The organism is Streptomyces vinaceus, assembly GCF_008704935.1.
Taxonomy (GTDB): Bacteria; Actinomycetota; Actinomycetes; order Streptomycetales; family Streptomycetaceae; genus Streptomyces; species Streptomyces vinaceus.
The window spans coordinates 2933464-2956609 of the sequence record NZ_CP023692.1; the positions used below are offsets into that span (position 1 = coordinate 2933464).

Annotated in this window: 25 protein-coding genes; 13 read left to right on the forward strand and 12 right to left on the reverse strand. The window is 72.4% G+C overall.

Annotation, left to right across the window (positions count from 1 at the left end):
• Window positions 1-43 precede the first annotated feature (43 nt).
• On the reverse strand, window positions 44-994 hold the full coding sequence (locus CP980_RS12845) for a DeoR/GlpR family DNA-binding transcription regulator (RefSeq protein WP_132756257.1): 951 nt from the start codon (window positions 992-994) through the stop codon (window positions 44-46).
• A gap of 174 nt (window positions 995-1168) precedes the next feature.
• A complete protein-coding gene (locus tag CP980_RS12850) occupies window positions 1169-2608 on the reverse strand; it encodes an NAD(P)H-quinone dehydrogenase (protein WP_048475853.1) in 1440 nt (479 codons plus the stop codon).
• Window positions 2609-2793: 185 nt separating this feature from the next.
• Here CP980_RS12850 and CP980_RS12855 point away from each other — a divergent pair, with 185 nt between their 5' ends.
• The 4 genes from CP980_RS12855 to CP980_RS12870 all read left to right on the forward strand — a co-directional run bounded on the left by CP980_RS12855 (window position 2794) and on the right by CP980_RS12870 (window position 7015).
• Window positions 2794-3231 (forward strand): gamma-glutamylcyclotransferase family protein, encoded by a 438-nt coding sequence (locus CP980_RS12855; protein ID WP_030865395.1) that lies wholly within the window; start codon window positions 2794-2796, stop codon window positions 3229-3231.
• 266 nt (window positions 3232-3497) lie between these two features.
• Window positions 3498-4304 carry a purine-nucleoside phosphorylase gene (locus tag CP980_RS12860; protein ID WP_099889795.1) on the forward strand — a complete coding sequence of 269 codons (807 nt, stop codon included), beginning with the start codon at window positions 3498-3500 and terminating at the stop codon, window positions 4302-4304.
• A gap of 53 nt (window positions 4305-4357) precedes the next feature.
• Entirely contained in the window at window positions 4358-6004 is a 1647-nt protein-coding gene (locus CP980_RS12865) for a phospho-sugar mutase (protein ID WP_150530210.1), read from the forward strand.
• A gap of 156 nt (window positions 6005-6160) precedes the next feature.
• Window positions 6161-7015 carry an alpha/beta hydrolase gene (locus tag CP980_RS12870; protein WP_150528215.1) on the forward strand — a complete coding sequence of 285 codons (855 nt, stop codon included), beginning with the start codon at window positions 6161-6163 and terminating at the stop codon, window positions 7013-7015.
• 27 nt (window positions 7016-7042) lie between these two features.
• On the opposite strand, the gene CP980_RS12875 is transcribed toward CP980_RS12870, so the two are convergent.
• Genes CP980_RS12875 through afsQ1 form a run of 3 tightly spaced genes read right to left on the reverse strand, consistent with a single transcriptional unit; the run spans window position 7043 to window position 9808 of the window.
• Window positions 7043-7666 carry a hypothetical protein gene (locus tag CP980_RS12875; protein WP_132756253.1) on the reverse strand — a complete coding sequence of 208 codons (624 nt, stop codon included), beginning with the start codon at window positions 7664-7666 and terminating at the stop codon, window positions 7043-7045.
• Window positions 7650-9077 carry a sensor histidine kinase gene (locus CP980_RS12880; RefSeq protein ID WP_229906966.1) on the reverse strand — a complete coding sequence of 476 codons (1428 nt, stop codon included), beginning with the start codon at window positions 9075-9077 and terminating at the stop codon, window positions 7650-7652. The genes CP980_RS12875 and CP980_RS12880 overlap by 17 nt, the downstream gene beginning before the upstream one ends.
• Window positions 9078-9130: 53 nt before the next feature.
• Window positions 9131-9808, reverse strand: coding sequence for a two-component system response regulator AfsQ1 (gene afsQ1 / locus CP980_RS12885; protein ID WP_180291024.1), 678 nt, complete (start codon window positions 9806-9808; stop codon window positions 9131-9133).
• Between the two features lie 189 nt (window positions 9809-9997).
• Between afsQ1 and CP980_RS12890 the strand changes: the two genes are divergently transcribed.
• Window positions 9998-10708: a SigE family RNA polymerase sigma factor gene (locus tag CP980_RS12890; RefSeq protein ID WP_150528216.1), complete on the forward strand. Its 711-nt coding sequence runs from the start codon at window positions 9998-10000 to the stop codon at window positions 10706-10708.
• Window positions 10709-10937: 229 nt separating this feature from the next.
• On the opposite strand, the gene CP980_RS12895 is transcribed toward CP980_RS12890, so the two are convergent.
• Window positions 10938-11636 (reverse strand): uridine kinase family protein, encoded by a 699-nt coding sequence (locus tag CP980_RS12895; RefSeq protein ID WP_150530211.1) that lies wholly within the window; start codon window positions 11634-11636, stop codon window positions 10938-10940.
• 54 nt (window positions 11637-11690) lie between these two features.
• On the opposite strand from CP980_RS12895, the gene CP980_RS12900 reads away from it, so the two are divergent.
• The gene (locus CP980_RS12900) at window positions 11691-12035 is read left to right on the forward strand and encodes a hypothetical protein (RefSeq protein ID WP_099889801.1); all 345 of its coding nucleotides are present in this window, start codon (window positions 11691-11693) and stop codon (window positions 12033-12035) included.
• 113 nt (window positions 12036-12148) lie between these two features.
• Here the strand turns inward: CP980_RS12900 and CP980_RS12905 are convergent, their stop codons facing one another.
• Genes CP980_RS12905 through deoC form a run of 3 tightly spaced genes read right to left on the reverse strand, consistent with a single transcriptional unit; the run spans window position 12149 to window position 15445 of the window.
• Window positions 12149-13048 carry an aldehyde dehydrogenase family protein gene (locus CP980_RS12905; RefSeq protein ID WP_150528217.1) on the reverse strand — a complete coding sequence of 300 codons (900 nt, stop codon included), beginning with the start codon at window positions 13046-13048 and terminating at the stop codon, window positions 12149-12151.
• Window positions 13041-14477, reverse strand: a complete 1437-nt coding sequence (locus CP980_RS12910) for an aldehyde dehydrogenase family protein (RefSeq protein WP_030865367.1) — start codon at window positions 14475-14477, stop codon at window positions 13041-13043. The genes CP980_RS12905 and CP980_RS12910 overlap by 8 nt, the downstream gene beginning before the upstream one ends.
• 5 nt (window positions 14478-14482) lie before the next feature.
• A complete protein-coding gene (gene deoC / locus CP980_RS12915) occupies window positions 14483-15445 on the reverse strand; it encodes a deoxyribose-phosphate aldolase (protein WP_099889803.1) in 963 nt (320 codons plus the stop codon).
• Window positions 15446-15753: 308 nt separating this feature from the next.
• Between deoC and CP980_RS35090 the strand changes: the two genes are divergently transcribed.
• The 5 genes from CP980_RS35090 to CP980_RS12940 all read left to right on the forward strand — a co-directional run bounded on the left by CP980_RS35090 (window position 15754) and on the right by CP980_RS12940 (window position 19311).
• Window positions 15754-16806: a hypothetical protein gene (locus CP980_RS35090; protein WP_167535827.1), complete on the forward strand. Its 1053-nt coding sequence runs from the start codon at window positions 15754-15756 to the stop codon at window positions 16804-16806.
• A 242-nt stretch (window positions 16807-17048) separates the two neighbouring features.
• Complete coding sequence (locus CP980_RS12925; RefSeq protein ID WP_150528218.1) at window positions 17049-17681, forward strand: class F sortase; 633 nt, start codon at window positions 17049-17051, stop codon at window positions 17679-17681.
• A gap of 25 nt (window positions 17682-17706) precedes the next feature.
• A complete protein-coding gene (locus CP980_RS12930; RefSeq protein WP_150528219.1) occupies window positions 17707-18360 on the forward strand; it encodes a PH domain-containing protein in 654 nt (217 codons plus the stop codon).
• Between the two features lie 123 nt (window positions 18361-18483).
• Entirely contained in the window at window positions 18484-19065 is a 582-nt protein-coding gene (locus CP980_RS12935; protein ID WP_132756239.1) for a VanZ family protein, read from the forward strand.
• 45 nt (window positions 19066-19110) lie between these two features.
• A complete protein-coding gene (locus CP980_RS12940; protein ID WP_099889807.1) occupies window positions 19111-19311 on the forward strand; it encodes a PspC domain-containing protein in 201 nt (66 codons plus the stop codon).
• A 27-nt stretch (window positions 19312-19338) separates the two neighbouring features.
• On the opposite strand, the gene CP980_RS12945 is transcribed toward CP980_RS12940, so the two are convergent.
• The 3 genes from CP980_RS12945 to CP980_RS12955 all read right to left on the reverse strand — a co-directional run bounded on the left by CP980_RS12945 (window position 19339) and on the right by CP980_RS12955 (window position 21857).
• Window positions 19339-20112, reverse strand: coding sequence for a hypothetical protein (locus CP980_RS12945; RefSeq protein WP_150528220.1), 774 nt, complete (start codon window positions 20110-20112; stop codon window positions 19339-19341).
• A 171-nt stretch (window positions 20113-20283) separates the two neighbouring features.
• Window positions 20284-20568, reverse strand: a complete 285-nt coding sequence (locus tag CP980_RS12950; protein ID WP_099889809.1) for a hypothetical protein — start codon at window positions 20566-20568, stop codon at window positions 20284-20286.
• Window positions 20569-20708: 140 nt separating this feature from the next.
• Window positions 20709-21857: an adenosine deaminase gene (locus tag CP980_RS12955; RefSeq protein WP_132756235.1), complete on the reverse strand. Its 1149-nt coding sequence runs from the start codon at window positions 21855-21857 to the stop codon at window positions 20709-20711.
• 113 nt (window positions 21858-21970) lie between these two features.
• Here CP980_RS12955 and CP980_RS12960 point away from each other — a divergent pair, with 113 nt between their 5' ends.
• On the forward strand, window positions 21971-22702 hold the full coding sequence (locus CP980_RS12960) for an alpha/beta hydrolase (protein WP_099889811.1): 732 nt from the start codon (window positions 21971-21973) through the stop codon (window positions 22700-22702).
• Window positions 22703-22771: 69 nt separating this feature from the next.
• Window positions 22772-23140, forward strand: a complete 369-nt coding sequence (locus tag CP980_RS12965) for a cupin domain-containing protein (RefSeq protein WP_099889812.1) — start codon at window positions 22772-22774, stop codon at window positions 23138-23140.
• The last annotated feature ends 6 nt before the right edge of the window (window positions 23141-23146 follow it).

Sequence of the window (23146 nt, forward strand, 5' to 3'; positions counted from 1 at the left end):
TTTTCGCTGTCCCGCCCCTCCGAGGCGACAGAACGGACGGTGGTCACCGCCGCCGGAGGTCCGCCACCCTTGCTCGGTCGCGGTCTCCCGGCTGGGGGTCCGGGAGGGGGGCCGTGCTGCGGAGTTGGTGGGCGCCCCGGCGCTGGACCGGGAGGGGGGACTCCCGGCGCGGGCGGCGGCCCGCCATGCCCTCGCCCGCGCCGCCGGGGGCCACGGCTCCGGCGATCGTGATCTGGACGCCCTGGTCCGCGAGGGCCTGGAGCTCCGTGGCCGCGCGGTCGTCGTGCGGCGGCGGCTCGTCCGTGACCAGGCGGGTCATCACGTCGGTCGGCACCGTCTGGAACATGGTGTCGGTGCCCAGCTTGGTGTGGTCCGCGAGGACCACCACCTCCGCCGCCGCCTGGACCAGGGCCCGGTCCACGCTCGCGCTCAGCATGTTGGACGTGGACAGACCGCGTTCCGCGGTCAGACCGCTGCCCGACAGGAAGGCCCGGGAGACCCGCAGCCCCTGGAGGGACTGCTCCGCCCCGCTGCCGACCAGCGCGTAGTTGGAGCCGCGGAGGGTGCCGCCCGTCATCACCACCTCCACCCGGTTGGCGTGGGCCAGGGCCTGGGCGACCAGCAGCGAGTTGGTGACGACGGTCAGGCCGGGCACCCGGGCGAGCCGGCGGGCCAGCTCCTGGGTCGTGGTGCCCGCGCCGACGACGACGGCCTCGCCCTCTTCGACGAGGGAGGCCGCGACATCGGCGATGGCGGTCTTCTCCGCCGTCGCGAGATGGGACTTTTGCGGGAAGCCGGATTCGCGGGTGAAACCGCCCGGCAGCACCGCACCGCCGTGCCGGCGGTCGAGGAGTCCTTCGGCCTCCAGTGCCCGCACGTCCCGCCGTACGGTCACTTCGGAGGTCTGGACGACGCGGGCGAGCTCCCGGAGCGACACCGCTCCGTTGGCCCGCACCATTTCGAGAATCAATTGGCGACGTTCTGCAGCGAACACGAAACTGACAGTAACCCCAACGACCGTCTTGTTTCAGCTCCTTGCGCCGGAATACCGAAGTTGTCCATAAAACAGGGCGACTAGTGGTATACGCGGCGAGGCGGTTGAGTGAACGTCACTCCACCGCCCCGGAGCCCGCCCCAAGTCCCCCCTGACGTGGGGCGGTTGCCGTGCTCAGACCTCGCCGGCCGCCTTGCGCGTGTGCAGCTGCCGCGCCACCTCGGCGATCGAACCCGACAGCGAGGGGTACACCGTGAACGCGTTTGCGATCTGCTCGACGGTCAGGTTGTTGTCGACTGCGATCGAGATCGGGTGGATCAGCTCGCTCGCCCGCGGGGAGACCACCACGCCGCCGACCACGATTCCGGTGCCCGGACGGCAGAACAGCTTCACGAACCCGTCCCGGATCCCCTGCATCTTGGCGCGCGCGTTGCGCAGGAGGGGCAGCTTCACGACACGGGCGTCGATCTTCCCGGAGTCCACGTCGGCCTGGGTGTAACCGACAGTGGCGATCTCCGGGTCGGTGAAGACGTTCGACGAGACCGTCTTGAGGTTCAGCGGGGCCACCGCGTCGCCGAGGAAGTGGTACATCGCGATGCGGCCCTGCATGGCCGCGACGGAGGCCAGCGCGAAGATCCCGGTCACGTCGCCGGCCGCGTACACGCCCGGCGCCGACGTACGGGAGACCTTGTCGGTCCAGATGTGCCCGGACTCCTTGAGCCGGACCCCGGACTCCTCCAGGTTCATGTCCTTGGTGTTCGGGATCGCGCCGACCGCCATCAGACAGTGCGTACCGGTGATGACCCGGCCGTCGGACAGCGTGACCTCGACGCGGTCGCCGACCCGCTTGGCGGACTCGGCGCGCGAGCGGCCCACGACGTTCATGCCGCGGCGCCGGAAGACGTCCTCCAGCACGGCCGCCGCGTCCGGGTCCTCGCCGGGCAGCACGCGGTCGCGCGAGGAGATCAGCGTGACGCGGGAGCCGAGGGCCTGGTACGCACCGGCGAACTCGGCACCGGTGACGCCGGAGCCGACCACGATGAGCTCCTCGGGGAGCTCGTCGAGGTCGTAGACCTGGGTCCAGTTCAGGATCCGCTCGCCGTCGGGCATGGCGTCGGGGATCTCGCGGGGGTGGCCGCCGGTCGCGATCAGCACGGCGTCGGCCGTCAGGATCGTCTCGGTGCCGTCGGCGGCGGTGACGATGACGTCGCGCGTGCCGTCGATGCCCTGCGGGCCGCCCAGCTTGCCGCGGCCCCGTACGACGCGGGCGCCGGCCCGGGTGACGGAGGCGGTGATGTCGTGCGACTGGGCGAGCGCGAGGCGCTTGACGCGCCGGTTCACCTTGCCGAGGTCCACGCCGACGACGCGCGCGGCCTGCTCGATGTGCGGGGTGTCGTCGGCCACGACGATGCCGAGCTCCTCGTACGACGAGTCGAAGGTCGTCATGACCTCGGCGGTCGCGATGAGGGTCTTGGAAGGTACGCAGTCGGTGAGGACGGACGCGCCACCGAGGCCGTCGCAGTCGACGACGGTCACCTCCGCGCCGAGCTGGGCCCCCACGAGGGCCGCCTCATACCCGCCGGGTCCGCCGCCGATGATCACGATCCGGGTCACGAAAACTCCGCCTCACGTCTACCCGGCCGGCTGCCGCCCCGGCCGGGGCTTCCGGGGGTCTCCCCGGGGGATGCATTCCGTGCCCCATTGTCCCGCACGCTTCAAGGTGCTTCTCCCCCGGTCCGGCCATCCGTGAGGACGGCCGGGCACGCGGCCCGCCCCGCCCCTCCCGTACCCTCGACCTCATGTCGCTCTACGCCGCGTACGCCGGCAACCTCGACCCGCGGCTGATGACGCGCCGCGCTCCGCATTCGCCGCTGCGCGGCACGGGCTGGATCAACGACTGGCGGCTGACCTTCGGCGGCGAGCAGATGGGCTGGGAGGGCGCCCTGGCCACGATCGTCGAGGCCCCGCGCCACCAGGTGTTCGTCGCCCTGTACGACATCGCGCCGCTGGACGAGGACTCGATGGACCGGTGGGAGGGCGTCGGGCTCGACATCTACCGGCGGATGCGGATCCGCGTCCACACGCTGGACGGCGAGGAGCCGGCGTGGTGCTACGTGCTGAACGGGTACGAGGGCGGCCTGCCCTCGGCGCGCTACCTCGGCGAGATCGCCGACGCGGCCGAATCGGCCGGGGCCCCGCACGACTACGTGATGGAACTGCGCAAGCGCCCCTGCTGACCGCGCGAGCGTCCCGACCGACCGCGCTAGCCTCCCGGCCGACCGCGCGAGCGCCCGACCGACCGCGCCATGGGCCCGACCGACTGCGCGAGCGTCCCCGCCGGGCGAGGCGAGCCCCCCCCCCTGACGGCGCGGGTCCCCCTGACGGCCGCGGGCCGGGGGGTGAATCCCGGGGGGCATTTCGGCGGAAACGACAAGGCAACGATCCGAACACCGTGAGCTGCGCCATCTACGCGCGTAGGCAATGCTCGGTTACGCTCGTCTGCGTGAACGCATCTGTTACCGACCCCTTCGCCGACGCCACCGCCGCAGCCGCCCGCCTGCGTGAGCTGACCGGCGCCGAATCCCACGATGTCGCCCTCGTCATGGGCTCCGGCTGGGCCCCCGCCGCAGAGGCGCTGGGCGCCCCCGAGGCCGAGTTCCCCGTCACCGAGCTGCCGGGCTTCCCGCCCGCCGCGGTCGAGGGCCACGGCGGCAAGATCCGCTCGTACAAGATCGGCGACAAGCGCGCCCTGGTCTTCCTCGGCCGGACCCACTACTACGAGGGCCGCGGCGTAGCCGCCGTCGCCCACGGCGTGCGCACCGCCGTCGCCGCCGGCTGCAAGACCGTCGTCCTGACCAACGGCTGCGGCGGCCTGCGCGAGGGCATGAAGCCCGGCCAGCCCGTCCTGATCAGCGACCACCTCAACCTGACGGCCACCTCGCCGATCGTCGGCGCGAACTTCGTGGACCTGACCGACCTGTACTCGCCGCGCCTGCGCGCGATGTGCAAGGAGATCGACGAGACCCTCGAAGAGGGCGTCTACGTCCAGTTCCCCGGCCCGCACTACGAGACCCCGGCCGAGATCAACATGATCCGCGTCATGGGCGCCGACCTCGTCGGCATGTCCACCGTGCTGGAGGCCATCGCCGCCCGCGAGGCCGGCGCCGAGGTGCTCGGCATCTCCCTGGTCACCAACCTGGCGGCGGGCATCTCCGGCGAGCCGCTGAACCACGAAGAGGTGCTCCAGGCCGGCCGTGACTCGGCCGCGCGCATGGGCAAGCTGCTGACGCAGGTCCTCGCCCGCATCTGAGCCGGCACCCGAGGCATCGGCACCGTACGAGAGACAAGGCGGAAGCAGTGGCAGTGCAGGAACAGGACGACCTGATCACCCGGGCGCGGACCTGGCTGGCGGAGGACCCGGACCCGCAGACGGCGGCGGAACTCGCCGCGCTCGTCGAAGCCGGGGACGTCACCGAGCTCGCGGACCGGTTCTCCGGCACCCTGCAGTTCGGCACGGCCGGGCTGCGCGGCGAGATCGGCGCGGGCCCGATGCGGATGAACCGCTCCGTGGTCATCCGGGCGGCGGCCGGCCTCGCGGCCTATCTCAAGGCCCAGGGCCACGCCGGCGGCCTGGTCGTCGTCGGCTACGACGCCCGGTACAAGTCCGCGGACTTCGCCCGCGACACCGCCGCCGTGATGACCGGCGCGGGCCTGCGCGCGGCCGTCCTGCCCCGACCGCTGCCGACGCCGGTCCTCGCGTACGCCATACGGCACCTGGGTGCCGTCGCCGGCGTCGAGGTGACCGCGAGCCACAACCCGCCCCGGGACAACGGTTACAAGGTCTACCTCGGCGACGGCTCGCAGATCGTCTCCCCCGCGGACGTCGAGATCGCGGCGGAGATCGCGCGCGTGGAGACCCTCGCCTCGGTCCCCCGTCCGGAGTCCGGCTGGGAGGAGCTCGGCGATGAGGTCCTGGAGGCCTACCTGGCCCGTACGGACGCCGTCCTGACCCCCGGCTCCCCCCGGGGCGTGCGGACGGTCTACACGGCCATGCACGGCGTCGGCAAGGACGTCCTCCTGGCTGCCTTCGCCCGGGCCGGCTTCCCGGAGCCGGTGCTGGTCGCCGAGCAGGCGGAGCCGGACCCGGCCTTCCCGACGGTGGCCTTCCCCAACCCGGAGGAGCCGGGCGCGATGGACCTGGCCTTCGCCAAGGCCGCCGAGGTCCAGCCCGACATCGTGATCGCGAACGACCCCGACGCCGACCGCTGCGCGGTGGCCGTCCCCACCGCGGACGGCTGGCGCATGCTCCGCGGCGACGAGGTCGGCGCGCTGCTGGCGGCCCACCTGGTCCACAAGGGCGCGACGGGCGTCTTCGCCGAGTCCATCGTGTCGTCCTCCCTCCTGGGCCGGATCGCCGAGGCCGCGGGCGTCGGCTACGAGGAGACCCTGACGGGCTTCAAGTGGATCGCCCGCGTCGAGGGCCTGCGGTACGGCTACGAGGAGGCGCTGGGCTACTGCGTCGACCCCGAGGGCGTCCGCGACAAGGACGGCATCACGGCCGCCCTGCTGGTGGCGGAGCTGGCCTCGAAGCTCAAGGAGCAGGGCCGTACGCTGACCGACCTGCTGGACGACCTGGCGATGGAGCACGGCCTGCACCACACCGACCAGCTGTCGGTCCGCGTGGAGGACCTGTCGGTCATCGCCGACGCGATGGCCGCGCTGCGGGCGCAGCCGCCGGTGGCGCTGGCGGGCCTGCGGGTCGCGTCCGCCGAGGACCTGACCCGGGGCACGGAGGCGCTGCCGCCGACGGACGGCCTGCGCTACTACCTGGAGGGCGACTACAAGGCCCGGGTGATCGTGCGCCCGTCGGGCACGGAGCCCAAGCTGAAGTGCTACCTGGAGGTCGTGGTCCCGGTGGCCGAGGCCTCCGACCTGACGGCGGCCCGCGTGCGCGGCCAGGAGATCCTGGACGCGATCAAGAAGGACCTGTCGGCGGCCGCCGGGATCTAGGGGGCCGGACACGGCCCGGCCGGCACCCGCCCCGCGACGGCCCCCCGAGCTCCGGCCCGGGGGGCCGTCGGCGTTGCCGGGACGTACGCGCGACGGGCCGCGTCCGCACGCACCGATCGTTGCCACCCCGGCTTGATGATCATTAGGTTGGGCCCCATGCAGCCGACTTTCGTACTGGTTCACGGAGCCTTCTCCAACTCCTTCGCCTTCGCACCGCTCCAGGCCGAACTCGGCCTCCTGGGGCACCGTTCGGTCGCCGTCGACCTGCCCGGCCACGGTTTCGCGGCGACCTACACCCGCGCCTACCAGACGCCGCAGGACCCCGCGGGCCTCGCCGCGGCGCCCGGCTCGATCAAGGGCGTCACGCTCGCCGACAACGCCGCGCACCTGATAGGGATCCTGGAACGGGCCAAGCGGAACGGGCCGGTGATCCTCGTCTCGCACAGCCGCGGCGGCATGACGGCCACGGTCGCGGCCAACGCGCGGCCCGACCTGATCGACCGCATCGTGTACGTCTCGGCCTGGTGCCCCGTCGATCTCCCGGTCGGCGACTACTACGCCGAGCCGGAGATGGCCTCGGTCGACTCCGCCGCCCTGGGCCTGGCGCTGGCCGGCAACCCGGCCGAACTCGGCCTGCTCCGCGTCAACTTCCGCACCGCGGACCCGGACGCCCTCGCGGCCTTCAAGGCCGCCTTCCTCGCCGACGGCACCGAGGAGGAGTTCCTGGCCTTCCTCAACACCTTCCAGCCCGACGAGAACCTGGACACCGGCACCTCTGACGACCGGGCGCAGGCCGGGACCTGGGGCCGCATCCCGAAGACCTACGTCCGCCTGGCCGGCGACGCGAGCCTTCCGCTCGCCCTGCAGGACCGGCTGATCCGCGAGGGCAACGCGCTGACGCCGCAGAACCCGTACGACGTCCGCACCCTCGAAGGCAGCCACCTGAAGTGGCTGGTCGACCCGGCGCCGGCGGCCCGCGTCCTGGGCGAACTCGCGGCGCAGGCGGGCTAGCGGCCTAGCCGTCTGGCGGGAAGCCGCCTAACGGGAAGCCGAGGGCGCCGGGGTCGGCGTCGGGCGGACGAGTTCGCCCAGCGTGGGGACCGACTCGGGGCGGGAGCGGACCGCCTCCGTGCACTCCCACGCGCGCGGCGGGTCCGTGTCCGGGCCGCCCAGGACGACCGGGCCCGGGCCCGCCGAGACGGCCTCGCTGCCGGCCAGCGTGCACACCACCTGCGACAGCGCCACCGGCGGCAGGTCCTCGGGCTTCCGGCTGATCCGTATCGTCCCCGCCGGGTCGCCCGCCCGCGCCGGGGCGACCGTCAGCCCGCCCGGGACCCCGGTCGTGAACCCGGCGTCCCGCTCCTGCGCCGACGGCTCCCGCTCCAGCGCCTCCAGCAGCGCCTCGGCCACCAGCACCACCGGGTCCCGTACCGGCTTCTGCTCCGGTACGGGCACCACCCGTTCCACGCCGACCAGCTGCGATCCGCACACCAGCTCCACCGTGGCCCGGAAGCCCTGCACCCCGCTCTGCGGCTGCGGCGTGTCGCACGACACCCGCGAGGGCGCCGCGCCGACGTCCACCGGTACCGTCGTCGCCCTGATCCCGCACGCCGAGGTCAGCAGTACGAGGAGTACCGCCCCGGCCCTACGCGTCCGCTTCACCGGCGATCACCTTTCCCACGTCCACCGGCAGCCGCAGCGTGAACAGCGCACCGCCCCCGGGCCCGTTGGCCGCGGTGATCTCTCCCCCGTGGATGTGCGCGTTCTCCACGGCGATCGACAGGCCCAGCCCGCTGCCGTCCGACTTCGGCCGCGAGGCGCTGGCCTTGTAGAACCGGTCGAAGACGTGCGGCAGCACCTCCTCGGGGATGCCCGGCCCGTTGTCCTGGACCGCGATCACCAGCCACTCGCCCTCGACGACCACCGACACCCGTACCGGCGAGCCGCCGTGCTTGAGCGCGTTGCCGATCAGGTTGGCGAGGATGACGTCGAGCCGGCGCGGGTCGAGCCGCGCCACGATGCCCCGCTCCGCGTCCAGTTCGACCGCGTCGAGCCATGCCCGCGCGTCGATGCAGGCCGTGACCTGGTCGGCGACGTCCACGTCGTCCAGGACCAGCTTGGCCGTCCCCGCGTCGAAGCGGGTGACCTCCATCAGGTTCTCCACCAGCACGTTCAGCCGCCGGGTCTCGCTGACCACCAGCCCGACCGCGGGCGCGACCATCGGATCGAGGTACTCGACCTCCTCCTCCAGCACCTCGGCGACCGCCGTCAGCGCCGTCAGCGGAGTGCGCAGTTCGTGCGACATGTCCGCGACGAAGCGCCGGCTGGCCTCCTCGCGGGCGCTCATGTCGGCGACCTTCTTCTCCAGCGCCTCCGCCGTCTTGTTGAACGTGTGCGACAGGTCGGCCAGTTCGTCCGTACCCGACACCTCCAGCCGGTGGTCCAGCTCGCCCTCGCCGAGCCGCCGCGCCGCGTCCCCCAGCCGCTGGACCGGCTTGAGCACCGTACGGGCCGCCGCCTGCGCCAGCAGCGCGGACCCGAGCAGCGCGAGGCCCGTCGCGATGGTCAGCGACCAGCCGAGCGCGTTCAGGTCGTCCCGCTCCTGCGCCAGCGACTTGTACATGTAGCCGGTGGGCCCGCCGCCCACGATCCGCGTGCCGCCCACCAGGTACGGGTTGCCGCGCGGCTTCGTCCGCTGCCAGTACACGTGGTACTCGGCGTCGTTCGCGGCCGTCGCCTTCTGCCGGTCGTTCACGGCGCGTTGCAGCGAGCCCGGTACGTCGTCCAGCCCGAAGGAGTCGGGACCGGCCGCGCCGAACACCTTGCGGCCGCCCTGCTCGTCGACCAGCAGCACGCTGTAGCCGGGGCTGCTGCCCGCCATCAGCTCGGCGGTGCGCTGCATCTCCTCGGGCGTCGGGTCGGCGGGCAGCGCCGCGGCCCGGTTCTGCATCTCCTGGCGGAAGTCGCCGAGGGCGGCGTCCTGGGTACGGGTGAGCACGGCCTCGCGGTTGAGCCAGTACGCGATCCCGGACGCGGACACGGCGGCCACCAGCGCGACCAGGGAGAACACCATCAGGAGCCGCAGCCGCAGGCTGGTCCAGCGCCGGCCCGCGAACAGGGCTTTGATCACTGCGGCGAGTCCAGCCGGTAGCCGACTCCCCGGACGGTCCGGATGAGGGTGGGCGAGGAGGGCACTTCCTCGACCTTGGCCCGCAGCCGCTGCACGCAGGCGTCCACGAGCCGGGAGTCGCCGAGGTAGTCGTGCTCCCAGACCAGGCGCAGCAGCTGCTGGCGCGAGAGCGCCTGGCCGGGCCGGCGGCTGAGCTCCAGCAGCAGCCGCAGCTCGGTCGGGGTGAGCTGGAGGTCCTCGCCGTTCTTGGTGACCGTCATGGCGGCCCGGTCGATGACCAGGGAACCGAACACGGCGGAGTCGCTGGCCTCCCGTTCGCCGCGGCGCAGGACGGCCCGGATGCGGGCGTCGAGCACCCGGCCCTGGACGGGCTTGACGACGTAGTCGTCGGCGCCGGACTCCAGGCCCACGACGACATCGATGTCGTCGCTGCGGGCGGTCAGCAGGATGATCGGCAGCTGGTCGGTGCGGCGGATCCGCCGGCACACCTCGAAGCCGTCGATCCCGGGCAGCATGACGTCCAGCACGATCAGGTCCGGCCGCTGCTCGCGCAGCAGTTTCAGGCCGTCCTCGCCCGTCGCCGCGGTGGCCACACGGTGGCCCTGGCGAGACAGGGAGAGTTCGAGGGCCGTGCGGATGGCGTCGTCGTCCTCGATCAGCAACAGGAAAGGCACGGGCTCATTCTGTCCCATCGACCGTTCGGAGTTCGACCGTCGGGTCCAAGGGATCGCACGGGCGCCCCGCGGGAGTCGCTGTGACAGGCCTGTGACAGTCGGCGGACACCGCGGTTAAGTCGGCCGGGCAGTCTTCTACCAACGAAACCGAGCAGGATCCGAAGCAGACTCCACGACGGGGGGCGCGAGATGAACACGCTGCACAGCACCACCACCAGCGCGGTTGTCACGCGGCTGCACGATGTGAACCGCCGGGCAGGTGCCCGTTCGGTGACGGTCGCCCGTCCGCGGCCGGCGCACACGGTGGCCATCGACGCGAACACGTACCAGACCGCCTCCGCCCTCCCGGTGCAGCGCACGCCCGAGCTCTCCGCCACTTCGGAGGCCGAGTTCACGGCGTACGTGCAGGAGCGGCGGGCCGCCCTCTACGCGACGGCCTTCCACCTGACCGGTGACCGTTACGAAGCCGAGGACCTGCTCCAGAGCGCGCTGTTCTCCACGTATCGCGCCTGGGACCGGATCAGCGACAAGGCCGCCGTCGGCGGGTACCTGCGCCGCACGATGACGAACCTGCACATCAGCGCCTGGCGCCGGCGCAAGCTCAACGAGTACCCGACGGAGGAGCTCCCGGAGACGGCCTCCGACACGGACGCGATGCGGGGTACGGAGCTGCGCGCGGTGCTGTGGCAGGCGCTGGCCCGCATCCCGGAGCCGCAGCGCACGATGCTGGTGCTGCGGTACTACGAGGGCCGTACGGACCCGGAGATCGCCGAGATCCTGGGCATCAGCGTCGGCACGGTGAAGTCGAGCATCTGGCGCTCGCTGCGTCGGCTGCGGGACGACGAGGCGCTGAGCTTCGGCAGCGACGAGGCGGAGTCCTTCGGGGAGCTCGTCGCGTAACGCGGCACACCAAGACCATGGGCCAGGGGGCCCGTCCTACGGGGGTGGGACGGGGGCCTGCGGGGGGAGAAGGCGGGATCGGGCGGCCGGGGGTCCGCATGGTCCCGCCTTCTCGTACGTCCGGCGCGGCTACGGGGTGTCCGGTGTGTGAGGTGCCCGGCGCTACCGGGTGTCCGGCGCGTCGGCTGTCCCCTGCTACCGGGTGTCCGGTGCTACGGGGTGCCCGGCGCTACGCCGCGGCCGTCGTGCGGTGGCGGCCCGCCGCGCAGGCGGCCAGGCGGCCGAGCGCCTCGTCGCGGGCGCAGGCGTGCGCGCCCAGGGCGGTGTGCCGGGCCACGATGCCCCGCTCCGCCCGCATCAGCCGCCATCCCCTGCGCAGCAGGAACGGCAGCGACTTGCGGCCCTCGCGCAGGTCGCGCGCGAGCCTGCGGCGGAACGTCGTCGAGGGCCGCCCGCGCAGGCAGATCGCGTCGGCCAGCAACCCCATCTCCTGGCACCGGGCCACGATGTCGGCCGCGAAGATCCCCTCCGCGATGAACAGCGGGGTGCGGGAGATGTCCAGCGTCTCCGTACCGGTACGGGAGGAGGTGGCGATGGAGTACACCGGCACCTCGGTACGGCCGCCCGCGCACAGCTCCACGATCGCGGTGACCGCCGCGTCCGCGTCCCACGACTGCGGCGAGTCCCAGTCGATGTCGGAACTGCCCTCGACCAGCGGGAGGCTCGGGTCGTCCGCCTCCTTGTAGAAGTCGTCCAGACGCAGCACCGGCAACCCGGAGCGGGCGGCCAGCCTGGACTTGCCGGACCCCGAGGGCCCGGTCAGCAGGACGACACGCGTAGGCAAAGGAGAGGAGGCGCTCACAGGACACCAGTGTGAACCATTCCCCCGCGCAGGGGATGCCTCCGGTGGGCGGTTGGTATCGAGGATCACACCTCAACTACGCTGCGTACGCACGCGACTACGACCTCAGGCGGGATCCCCATGGCACGTCACGCAGCCCCCGGCAGCTCCACGCTGCGCTCCGCAGGCATCACGCTCTCCATGGCCGGTGCGGCCCTGGCCATGGCCGCCGGTGGCGCGCAGGCCGGTGAGCTCTCCGTACCCGCGGCCCTCGACGGGGTCGCGAACCCCATCGCGAACCTCAAGGTGAACCCGCTGGCGCACACCGGCGTGGATCCGCTCGACAACGGCGTGGCCACCAGGGTCGCCGACTTCCCCGCGGTCGGCACGACCATGGTCACGGGGATCCTGACGCAGGGTCCGTCCGTCGGCGAACTGCCGCAGGCGGCCGCGTCCTCGCTGCTCGGCCCGCTGCTGCCGCGGTAGCGGTCACAGCCGCAGCGGCCGTACCAGGGCGCGAAAAGGCCCCGGCAGCGAGCACCTCCCAGCGCTGGCTGGGGGGAGGGACGCTGCCGGGGCCGGTTTCGCAGGGGGATCCGTCAGTACGAGGATCCGCCCGAACCCAGCGAACCCGTCGGGTGCCAGACCGTCTTCGTCTCCAGGAACGCCGTCATGCGCGACGTGCCCGGGTCGGCGCTCCAGTCGTCCACAGGCTGTGGACGCAGGACGCGCTTGAGGTTGTCGGCCGCCGCGATCTCCAGCTCCTTGGCCAGCGCCGCGTCCGCGCCCGCCAGGTCGATCGCGTTGACGTCCTGGTGGGACGCCAGGTGCGGGCCCATCTCGCCGGCCTTGCCGGACAGGATGTTGACCACGCCGCCGGGCAGGTCGGAGGTGGCCAGCACCTCGCCCAGGGAGAGCGCCGGGAGCGGCGCCTTCTCCGAGGCGATGACGACCACCGTGTTGCCGGTCGCGATCACCGGGGCGATCACCGAGATCAGGCCCAGGAACGAGGAGTCCTGCGGGGCGACGACCGTGACGACGCCCGTCGGCTCCGGGGTGGAGAGGTTGAAGAACGGACCCGCGACCGGGTTGGCCCCGCCCACGATCTGGCCGATCTTGTCGGTCCAGCCCGCGTACCAGACCCAGCGGTCGATGGCCGCGTCGACGACGGCGCCCGCCTTCGACTTGGACAGGCCCTCGGCCTCGCCGACCTCGCGGACGAACTGCTCGCGGCGGCCCTCCAGCATCTCGGCGACGCGGTAGAGGATCTGCCCGCGGTTGTACGCGGTCGCGCCCGACCAGCCACCGAAGGCCTTGCGGGCCGCGACGACCGCGTCACGCGCGTCCTTGCGGGAGGACAGGGGGGCGTTGGCCAGCCACTTGCCCTTGGAGTCCTGCACCTCGTACACCCGGCCGCTCTCGGAGCGGGGGAACTTGCCCCCGACGTACAGCTTGTAGGTCTTGAAGACGCTCAGACGCGCCGACGACGACTCAGACATCGAGGTAGCCCTCCAGGCCGTGGCGGCCGCCCTCGCGGCCGAAGCCCGACTCCTTGTAACCGCCGAAGGGCGAGGTCGGGTCGAACTTGTTGAACGTGTTGGCCCAGACGACGCCCGCGCGGAGCTTGTTCGCGACCGCGAGGATGCGCGAGCCCTTCTCCGTCCAGATGCCGGCGGACAGGCCGTACTGGCTGTTGTTGGCCTTGGCGACGGCCTCGTCGGGCGTACGGAACGTCAGCACGGACAGCACCGGGCCGAAGATCTCGTCGCGGGCGACGGTGTGCGCCTGGGTGACGTTCGTGAAGAGCGTCGGGGCGAACCAGTAGCCGGAGGACGGCAGCTCGCACGCCGGGGACCAGCGCTCGGCGCCCTCGGCCTCGCCGGTCTCCGCGAGCGCGGTGATCCGGGCCAGCTGCTCGGCGGAGTTGATCGCGCCGATGTCGGTGTTCTTGTCGAGCGGGTCGCCCAGGCGCAGCGTGGAGAGGCGGCGCTTGAGGGAGTCCAGCAGCTCGTCGTGGATCGACTCCTGGACGAGCAGGCGCGAGCCCGCGCAGCAGACCTGGCCCTGGTTGAAGAAGATGCCGTTGACGATGCCCTCGACGGCCTGGTCGATGGGGGCGTCGTCGAAGACGATGTTGGCGCCCTTGCCGCCCAGCTCCAGGGTGACCTTCTTGTCCGTACCGGCGATCTGGCGGGCGATGGCCTTGCCGACCGCGGTCGAGCCGGTGAAGGCGACCTTGTTGACGTCCGGGTGCTCGACGAGGGCCGCGCCCGCGTCCCCGTAGCCGGTGAGGATGTTCACGACGCCCTTGGGCAGGCCCGCCTGGCGGCAGATGTCCGCGAAGAACAGCGCGGTGAGCGGGGTCGTCTCGGCGGGCTTGAGGACCACCGTGTTGCCGGTGGCGAGCGCCGGGGCGATCTTCCACGCCAGCATCAGCAGCGGGAAGTTCCACGGGATGACCTGGCCGGCCACGCCGAGCGGGCGCGGGTTCGCGCCGTAGCCCGCGTGGTCGAGCTTGTCGGCCCAGCCCGCGTAGTAGAAGAAGTGCGCGGCGACGAGCGGGAGGTCCGCGTCGCGGGTCTCCTTGATCGGCTTGCCGTTGTCCAGGGTCTCCAGGACGGCCAGCTCGCGGCTGCGCTCCTGGATGATCCGGGCGATGCGGAACAGGTACTTGGCGCGCTCGGAGCCGGGCAGCGCGGACCAGGTCACGAAGGCCTTGCGGGCGGCCTTGACGGCGCGGTCCACGTCGGCGGCGCCGGCCTGGGCGACCTCGGAGAGGACCTCCTCGGACGACGGGGAGACGGTCTTGAAGACCTTGCCGTCGGCGGCGTCGGTGAACTCACCGTCGATGAAGAGCCCGTACGAGGGGGCGATGTCGACGACGGAACGCGACTCGGGGGCCGGTGCGTACTCGAAAAGGGATGCCATGGTGATCAGTCCACCGTCACGTAGTCGGGACCGGAGTAACGCCCGGTGCTCAGCTTCTGGCGCTGCATGAGCAGGTCGTTCAGCAGGCTGGAGGCGCCGAAGCGGAACCAGTGGTTGGACAGCCAGTCCTCGCCCACGGTCTCGTTGACCAGGACCAGGAACTTGATGGCGTCCTTGGTGGTCCGGATGCCGCCGGCCGGCTTCACGCCGATCTGGATTCCAGTCTGCGCCTTGAAGTCACGGACGGCTTCGAGCATCAGCAGCGTGTTGGCGGGGGTGGCGTTGACGCCGACCTTGCCGGTGGAGGTCTTGATGAAGTCGGCGCCCGCGAGCATGCCGATCCAGGAGGCCCGGCGGATGTTGTCGTACGTCGACAGTTCGCCGGTCTCGAAGATGACCTTGAGGCGGGCGGCGGTGCCGTCGGGGCGTACGCACGCCTCCTTGACGGCCTTGATCAGCTCGTACGTGTCCAGGTAGCGGCCGGCGAGGAAGGCGCCACGGTCGATGACCATGTCGATCTCGTCGGCGCCGGCGGCCACGGCGTCACGGGTGTCGGCGAGCTTGACGGGCAGCGCGGCGCGGCCGGCCGGGAAGGCCGTCGCGACGGAGGCCACCTTGACGTCGGCGCCGTTCAGGGCGGCCTTGGCGGTGGCCACCATGTCGGGGTAGACGCAGACCGCCGCGGTCATGGGCGTGCTGCGGTCGGTCGGGTCGGGGTTGACGGCCTTGGCGGAGAGCGCTCGGACCTTGCCCGGGGTGTCCGCACCCTCAAGCGTGGTCAGGTCGATCATCGAAATGGCCAGGTCAATGGCGTACGCCTTGGCCGTGGTCTTGATCGAACGGGTACCGAGCGCGGCCGCGCGGGCCTCCAGGCCGACGGCGTCTACGCCGGGCAGCCCGTGCAGGAAGCGGCGCAGCGCGCTGTCGGACGTCGTCACGTCAGCGAATGCGGTGAGGGTGGTGGGCATGGTCACCAGATGAGCATATCTACGCGCGTAGCGGCCTGTCACCCCCCACGGGCGCACATCTGTGCGGACCGGGGCACATCCGGGCGTGGCGGGGGCCGGGGTGCGGACCGAACCGCGGACCGCTGACCTCCGCTTTTCCTGTTACATGGCGGAGACAGGAAGCCCATGGTTCAGTCGAACAAGATCCGTAAATTTCTCTTCAGCAGCCCGCCAGACCTCACCGGATGAAAGCCTCGGCAGAGAACCCGTAGAGAAAAAGGGGCATGCGACTCTCCCACCTTCCCGCGACACAGCTTCCAGGAGTCGTTATGCGTTCCGCCCTCCGCACCTCGATCGTCACCGCCGCCCTCGCCGGGGCCCTCCTCGCACCGGCCGCGACCGCGCTCGCCGCGCCGGCCGCGCCGGCCGTGACGCATTCGGTGTACGGGACGGTCTCGGACGACGACCGCTACGCGGGCGAGCCGGTCTACATCGGCGGGGGCCTCGTCGCGGTGCTGCGCAACGGGCCCGAGGGCCCCGAGGCCTGGATCCGCGCCGTGGGCGAGCAGTGGAAGCCGGGCGACGTCTACATGGTCCGCGTCCTGACCATGCTGGACCGCTCCCACACCGGCGACACGGTGGGCGGGCTCAGCCTGAAGCTCACCAAGGCGGACACCAGCACCCCGGTGCTGACGGTCACCAAGGACGGCGCCACCGCGTCCTACCCGCTGCCGAAGGCCGAGTCCCCGAAGGCCCCGGAGGCGCCGAAGACCCCGGTCGAGCCCGCCCCGCAGGACCCGAAGTCCCCCGAGACCCCGAAGACCCCGGTCACGACGGCCGACGACGACCGCTACGACGGGGAGATGGTGCTCGTCGGCAAGGGCCGGCTCGCGGTGCTGCGCAACGGCGCCGAGGGCCCCGAGGTCTGGATCCGCGCCGTCTCCGAGGACTGGAAGCCGGCCGACGGCTGGGCGGGCCGCGTGCTGGCGACGCTGAACCCCTCCGCCCCCCACGCGGTGGTCGACGGCACCGACTACCGGCTCGCGAAGACGGACGACGGCCGCTACGGCCTCACCGTCCGCGTGCAGGGCGCGGGCGCCTCGGACTTCTACCTGCTGCCGGCGGCCGCGCCCACCACCAAGGCCCCCGCCAAGGCCCCCGCCGAGGCCGCCTCCGTGAAGCAGGCCGCCGACGTCAAGCCGCAGACCGGCGCGCAGACGGTGGTCGTGCCGCAGGGCGCGGTCGCGGCGGGCGCCGAGGTCGCCGCCGAGGACACCGACGACACCACCACCCTGGCGGCCGGCGGCGGTCTGCTCGCGATCCTCGCCGGGCTCGGCGCGGCATGGGCCGCCCGCAACCGCGGCTCCCGCGGCCGCGCCTGACCCGCCTCGGTGACGGCCGGGAGGCACGCCCCCTGCACCTCCCCCGCATCGCCGGCAAGATCCGCATCACCGCATCGCCGGCATCACCGCAACACCCGGAGCACCCGGAGCACCCGGAGCACCCGCAACACCCACAGCACGTCACGGCCCTCCTCAGGCCACGCAGTACCGCACCACCCACACCCCTTCCGGCGGGCCGCCTCCACGGTGGCCCGCCGGGCCCGTTTCCCCGGAGCTCCCCCATGGCCCGCCGCCCCCGTACCCCGCTCGCCGCCGCCCTGCTCGGCCCGCTCGTCCTCGCCGCCCTGAGCGGCTGCACCGGCACGGCGGCCGCGCCGGCGCTCCCGCCCGCGCCCCGCATCGCCACGGCCCCGGCGCCGGCCCCGTCCGCCGGGGCGGCGTCGGCCGCGCCCGCCGCCGCGCTGCCCGCCTCCGAGCCCGTACGGGTACGGATCCCCGCGGCCGGCGTGGATACGGGACCGCTGCTGAAGCTGGGGCTGGCCGCCGACGGCACGGTCGAGGTGCCGTCCGTCGCGGACGGGGACCGGATCGGCTGGTACACCGGGGGCGTCACCCCGGGCGAGACCGGCCCTGCCGTGCTGATCGGGCACTACGACACCGCGCGCGGCCCGGCCGTCCTGCGCGACGTGGCCAAGATCCACGCCGGGGACGAGATCACCGTCTCCCGGGCGGACGGCGGCGCCGCCGTCTTCCGGGTGCGCGCGCTGGAGCAGGTCGACAAGAGGCAATTCCCGACCGCCCGGGTGTACGGGAACACCGCGCACCCCGAGCTGCGGCTGATCACCTGCGGCGGCGAGATCACCGACGGGCACCGCCCGGACAACATCATCGTGTACGCCGATCTCGTCGGCTGAGATGACGTGAGGCAGAATCGGCCCCATGAGCAGCCAGCAGCCCCCTGAAGAGCCGGCGTACGAAGACCGGGTCTACCGCTCCCCCATGGCCGTCGTCACCGGGGTCCTGCTGCTCGCGCTCATCGCGTGGCTGTGCGGGGACGCCCTCGTGCGGGGCTCGGGGAACACCCCCTGGTTCGCCGCGGCGATCGGCCTGCTGGCCGTACCGCTGACCGTGGCGTTCACCGTCCGCCCGGCCGTTTTCGCCAATGCCGACCGGATGCGCGTGCGGAACCCGTTCCGGGTCATCGAGCTGCCCTGGGGCGCCGTGGACGCGGTGCGCGCGGGGTACTCGGCGGAGGCGCTGGCGGACGGGTCGAAGTACCAGCTGTGGGCCGTCCCGGTCTCGCTGCGCGCGCGGAAGAAGGCGAACCGGCAGCAGAACCGGCAGTCGCTCCCCGGGCGCGGCGGGCTCGCCGGCCGGGGCGCGGGCTCGGCGGGCGGGTCCGGGGCGGCGGCCGCCGCCGATCCGCAGCTGGCCCCGGCCGATCAGGTGGTCGACGAGCTGCGGCAGCTGGCCGAGCGCGGTGCCTCGCGGCCCGGCGCCCAGGGCGGCGTGCGCGTGCGCTGGGCGTACGAGATCATCGCCCCCGCGGTCCTCGGCGCCTTGTCCCTGGTCGTGCTGATCGCCGTCCGCTGACGCCGGCCCCCGCGCCCGGCAGTCCCGGCCGCGCCCGGCCCTGATGGGCCGTACGGGCCGGTGCGGGCCCGCTCACGGCTTGCGACCGGAACCGCGGCCACCGGGGTCTGCGTCCTCGCACATGTGCAGCGCAACGAGGTCGGCCGCAGTGCCGCCACCGCCATTCACCTCCGGCTCCGGCTCCTGGGCGGGGGGCTGCTGGTCGCCCACCTCCTCCTCGTCGGCTGGCTCACCCTGCGGCCGCTGGACGTGCCCTGGGCCGCCGCGGCCAATCTGACCCCGCTGGAGGGGATCCGCGCGGACCTCTCGTACGGCCCGCTGGAGGCGGCCCGGCGGATCGGTGAGAGCCTGGCGCTGCTGGCCCCGCTCGGGGTGCTGCTGCCGCTCGCCAACGGGAACCTGGCGCCGTCGCCGCTGGCCGCGTGGTCCTCGCTGGGCCGTACCGCCGCCGCGGGCCTGCTGGTCTCGCTCCTCATCGAGATGCTCCAGAGCGGCGTTCCCGGGCAGGTGGTCGACGTGGACTCGGTGCTGCTGAACGGGCTGGGCGTCGTCCTCGCGCACGTGGCCGTCGTACCGGCGCTGCGTGCGCGGCTGCGGCGCGCGCGCCGCTCCGAGCGGTCCTCTCAGGGGTCCACCCCGAGAATTCCCAGGGTCGGGCTCGGCCCCTGGACCGACGTCCTGTCCGCGGTGCCGCGGGAGTATTGAGGCATCGCGGGAAAACCTCCCGCCGAATGCCCCGGAGGAGAACCCATGAGCGCCATTGTCCGCCCCCGTGACGGTCGCTGGATCGGCGGCGTCTGCGCCGGACTGGCGCGTCGCTTCGGAATATCCGCGAACACGATGCGCCTTATTTTCGTCGTCTCGTGCCTGCTGCCCGGTCCGCAGTTCCTGATCTACCTGGCGCTGTGGCTGCTCCTGCCGAACGAGAAGTCCGCCTCCAACGCCTGGTAAAGCGGAAGAGGCGGGGATCCCGGGTCGTCAGCCCGCGCCGCGGACCTTTTCCAGCTGCTTGTCCGCCACCTCTTGCGGGACCAGCGCCTTCTGCTGGCCCCCGGCGACGTTGAGGGCCATCAGCCGTACGACGGTGGCGCCCTGGCGGACGACGACCACGTGGACCTGTGCCGAGACGCTCTGGGCGGCCGCGGTGGTGGTCCAGCTGACGGTCTCGTCGCCGGCCGTCTTGTACTCGGCGGCCCGTACGTCGCGGTAGCTGCCGCTCTGCTTGTCGACGGTGGCGGTGAAGCCCGTGCCGCAGGCGCCGACGGCGCTCTTGAGGCGGGCGATGAGCGCCTTGGCGTCGCCCTCGGCGTACGAGCTGACGGAGGCGGAGACGGCGAGTCCGACCTGCTTCTGGGAGCCGATGCCGCGGTTGACGGTCTCGCGGGCGGCCGGGTCCGGCTTGTCGCCCATGATGTCGGCCAGGGGCTGGCAGGCCTTGCGGTCGGCCTGCGGCTGACCGTCGGGGGCGTTCGGGTTCTTGCCCTGCGCCGAGACCTGGTAGCCGGGCAGATCGCCCTGTTCGAGGGCGGAGCGCTCCAGCTTGCTCGCTCCGGCCTTCGGTGCGGCCGCGCCGCTCGGGGTGGTGCCCGGGGTCGCGGCGGCCGAGCCCGAGGGGGCCGAGCCCTTGGGGTCGGGCGTCTTGCCGGCCGCGGGGGCTTCCTTGTTGCTGCTGCACCCCACGGCCCCCAGGAGGAGGGCGGGGAGCAGTGCGGCGGTGGCCGCTCCGACCGTGACTCGTGCCTTCAAGCGCATGACCGATGACCTCATACCCAGTGCGTCGGCGGGCAGTTGGTGGTGATCGTGGCACACGCCACGACGTGGCACACACCCGATCGAACGAGCGTGCGCCACGTGCGTGCGCGTACGAAAATCCGCGGGGGTTCCGCGGAGGGCCGGCGGGGATCAGCCGCCGAGCGGCGGTGGTCAGCCGCCGAGCGCGCCGCCGATGGGCAGGCCGCCGAGGGTGGGGCCGACCGCGTCGGTGAGCTGGTTGAGGGGGGCGGCCGGGTCGCTCGACTGCTGGCCGTCCTCGGCGCTGACCTTCTGCTGGCTCGTGAGTCCCTGCGCGGCGCCGGTCACGGTGCCCAGCGCGTCGCCGAGGCCGACCGCCGGCAGGGCGGGGGCGGCGGAGGCGGTGCCCGCGGCGGCGGCGACGAAGGCGGCGCCGATGACGGCGGCACCGAGGGTCTTGGCAGCTGACTTCTTCATGAAGATTTAGTCCTTGCGACGGGGAATTGAGCGGCTCCGCAAACTAGTCACTTCAAACCCCAGCCCGCAAACATACGTAAATACGAGAAAGCGCCCGGGAATTGCTCCTCCCGGGCGCTTTCCGTCTGTCATGCCATGGCCTAGGCCACGACAGAACCGCTGGTCGAGACGGTCTGCTGGAACAGCCATTCCGACTTCAGCTCGGCATAGCCGGGCTTGATGACCTCATTGATCATGGCCAGTCGTTCATCGAAAGGAATGAACGCGGACTTCATCGCATTGACGGTGAACCACTGCATGTCGTCGAGCGTGTAGCCGAAGGTGTCGACCAGGTGCTCGAACTCGCGGCTCATGCTGGTACCGCTCATCAGGCGGTTGTCGGTGTTGACCGTCAGCCTGAAGTGCAGCTTGCGCAGCAGCCCGATCGGGTGCTCGGCGTACGAGGCGGCCGCGGCGGTCTGCAGGTTCGAGGTGGGGCACATCTCCAGGGGGATGCGCTTGTCCCGGACGTACGAGGCCAGCCGGCCCAGCTTCACGGAGCCGTCGGCGGCGACCTCGATGTCGTCGATGATCTTCACGCCGTGACCCAGGCGGTCGGCGCCGCACCACTGCAGGGCCTGCCAGATCGACGGCAGGCCGAAGGCCTCGCCCGCGTGGATCGTGAAGTGGTTGTTCTCGCGCTTGAGGTACTCGAACGCGTCCAGGTGGCGGGTGGGAGGGAACCCGGCCTCGGCACCGGCGATGTCGAAGCCGACCACGCCGTTGTCGCGGTAGCGGTTGGCCAGCTCCGCGATCTCCAGCGCGCGGGCGGCGTGGCGCATCGCGGTGAGCAGGGCGCCGACGCGGATGCGGTGGCCGTTGGCCTTCGCGCGGCGCTCGCCCTCGCGGAAGCCCTCGTTCACGGCCTCGACGACCTCTTCGAGGGTCAGGCCGGCTTCCAGGTGCTGCTCGGGCGCGTAGCGGATCTCGGCGTACACGACGCCGTCCTCGGCCAGGTCCTCGGCGCACTCGGCGGCGACCCGGAACAGCGCCTCCTTCGTCTGCATGACGGCGCACGTGTGCGCGAACGTCTCCAGGTAGCGCGGCAGGGAGCCGGAGTCGGCGGCTTCGCGGAACCAGATGCCCAGCTTGTCGGCATCGGTCTCGGGGAGGTTCTCGTAGCCGACCTCGCGGGCCAGCTCGATGATGGTCCCGGGGCGCAGGCCACCGTCGAGGTGGTCGTGGAGCAGCACCTTCGGGGAGCGGCGGATCTGATCCGGGGTCGGCAGGTTGGGGGTCTCGCTCGTCATCCGGGCACTCTACTCCTACGCGCGTAGAGCAGCGCGCCGGCGACAGGGGTCGATACGTAACAGAGACCGTACGGACGGGTCGCGTACACCTGTCAGTCTGAGACTGTTCCGCCATGGCACAGCATGCGCCGCCGGCGCGCGGGGCCCGCCTGGGGCGGGCGGCCGGCGCGAACGGCTCGGTCTCAGAAGGCAACACGGTCAACGGGGTCGTCCTCTTACTTCCCGGCGGGTCCAGATGGTCCCCCGGCCCGGTACGCCCGCTGGCCCGGGCGCTGGTCCGGGCGGGCGGGGCGGACGGGCTGGTCACGCACACCGTGCTGCACGCCAGGGGCGCCTGCCGGGAGGACGATGCCCGGTGGGCGGCCGACGAGGTGGTGCGCAGGTACGGGGACGTGCCGGTGTGCCTCGCCGGGTACGACGCGGGAGGCCGGGCGGCGCTGCGCGCGGCGGGCCACGAGGCCGTCAACTCGGTGCTGGCCCTTGCCCCTTCCCTGGGTGAGGCGGTCTGCGCGGACTCCCCGGAACCGGTGAAACAGCTGTCGGGGCGGCAGGTGCTGATCGTGCACGGGACGAACGACGCGCACAGCGACCCGGAAGCATCGTTTCGGCTGGCGGCGCAGGCGAAGAAGGCGAACCGTTCCACTTGCCGGTTCGAGGTGCACTCGGACGGGCACCGGCTGCGCGAGCACCAGGCGGAAGTCGTGGCGCTGTCCGTGGATTTCGTGCTGGGCTCGATGTTCACGGGGCGGTTCTCGCGGCCGGTGACGGACGCGCTTGCCGCGCCGCCGCCGCTGGGGCTGCGCATGCCGCTCGCGAGCGGGTTCGGGCGTTCGCTGCGGGGATGAGGCTCCGGGTCGGCCGAGCGTAGAGTGAGGAGTGGACTCGGGGCGCTTCTCCGCGGGAGGCGATGCGGTATGGCCGCGATCGTGCGCAAAAGCTTCGACCAGGCGGACGAGACCCGTCCGTTCGCTGACGGCAAGGGCCGGCTCGACGTGATCCAGACCGACGGCGGGGCCGTGGGCCGTGCGGTGTTCGAGCCGGGCTGGCGCTGGTCGCAGCACATCAAGCCGCTGGCGGGTACGGACAGCTGCCAGGCCGCCCACACGGGTTACGTGGTGAGCGGCCGGATGAAGGTGGTCATGGACGACGGGGCGAGCGAGGAGTACGGCCCCGGCGACTTCATGCAGGTCGAGCCCGGCCACGACGCCTGGGTCCTCGGCGACGAGCAGTGCGTCGCCGTCGACTGGACCGGCTTCGGCGCGTACGCGCAGCCGGCCTCCTGACCTGAC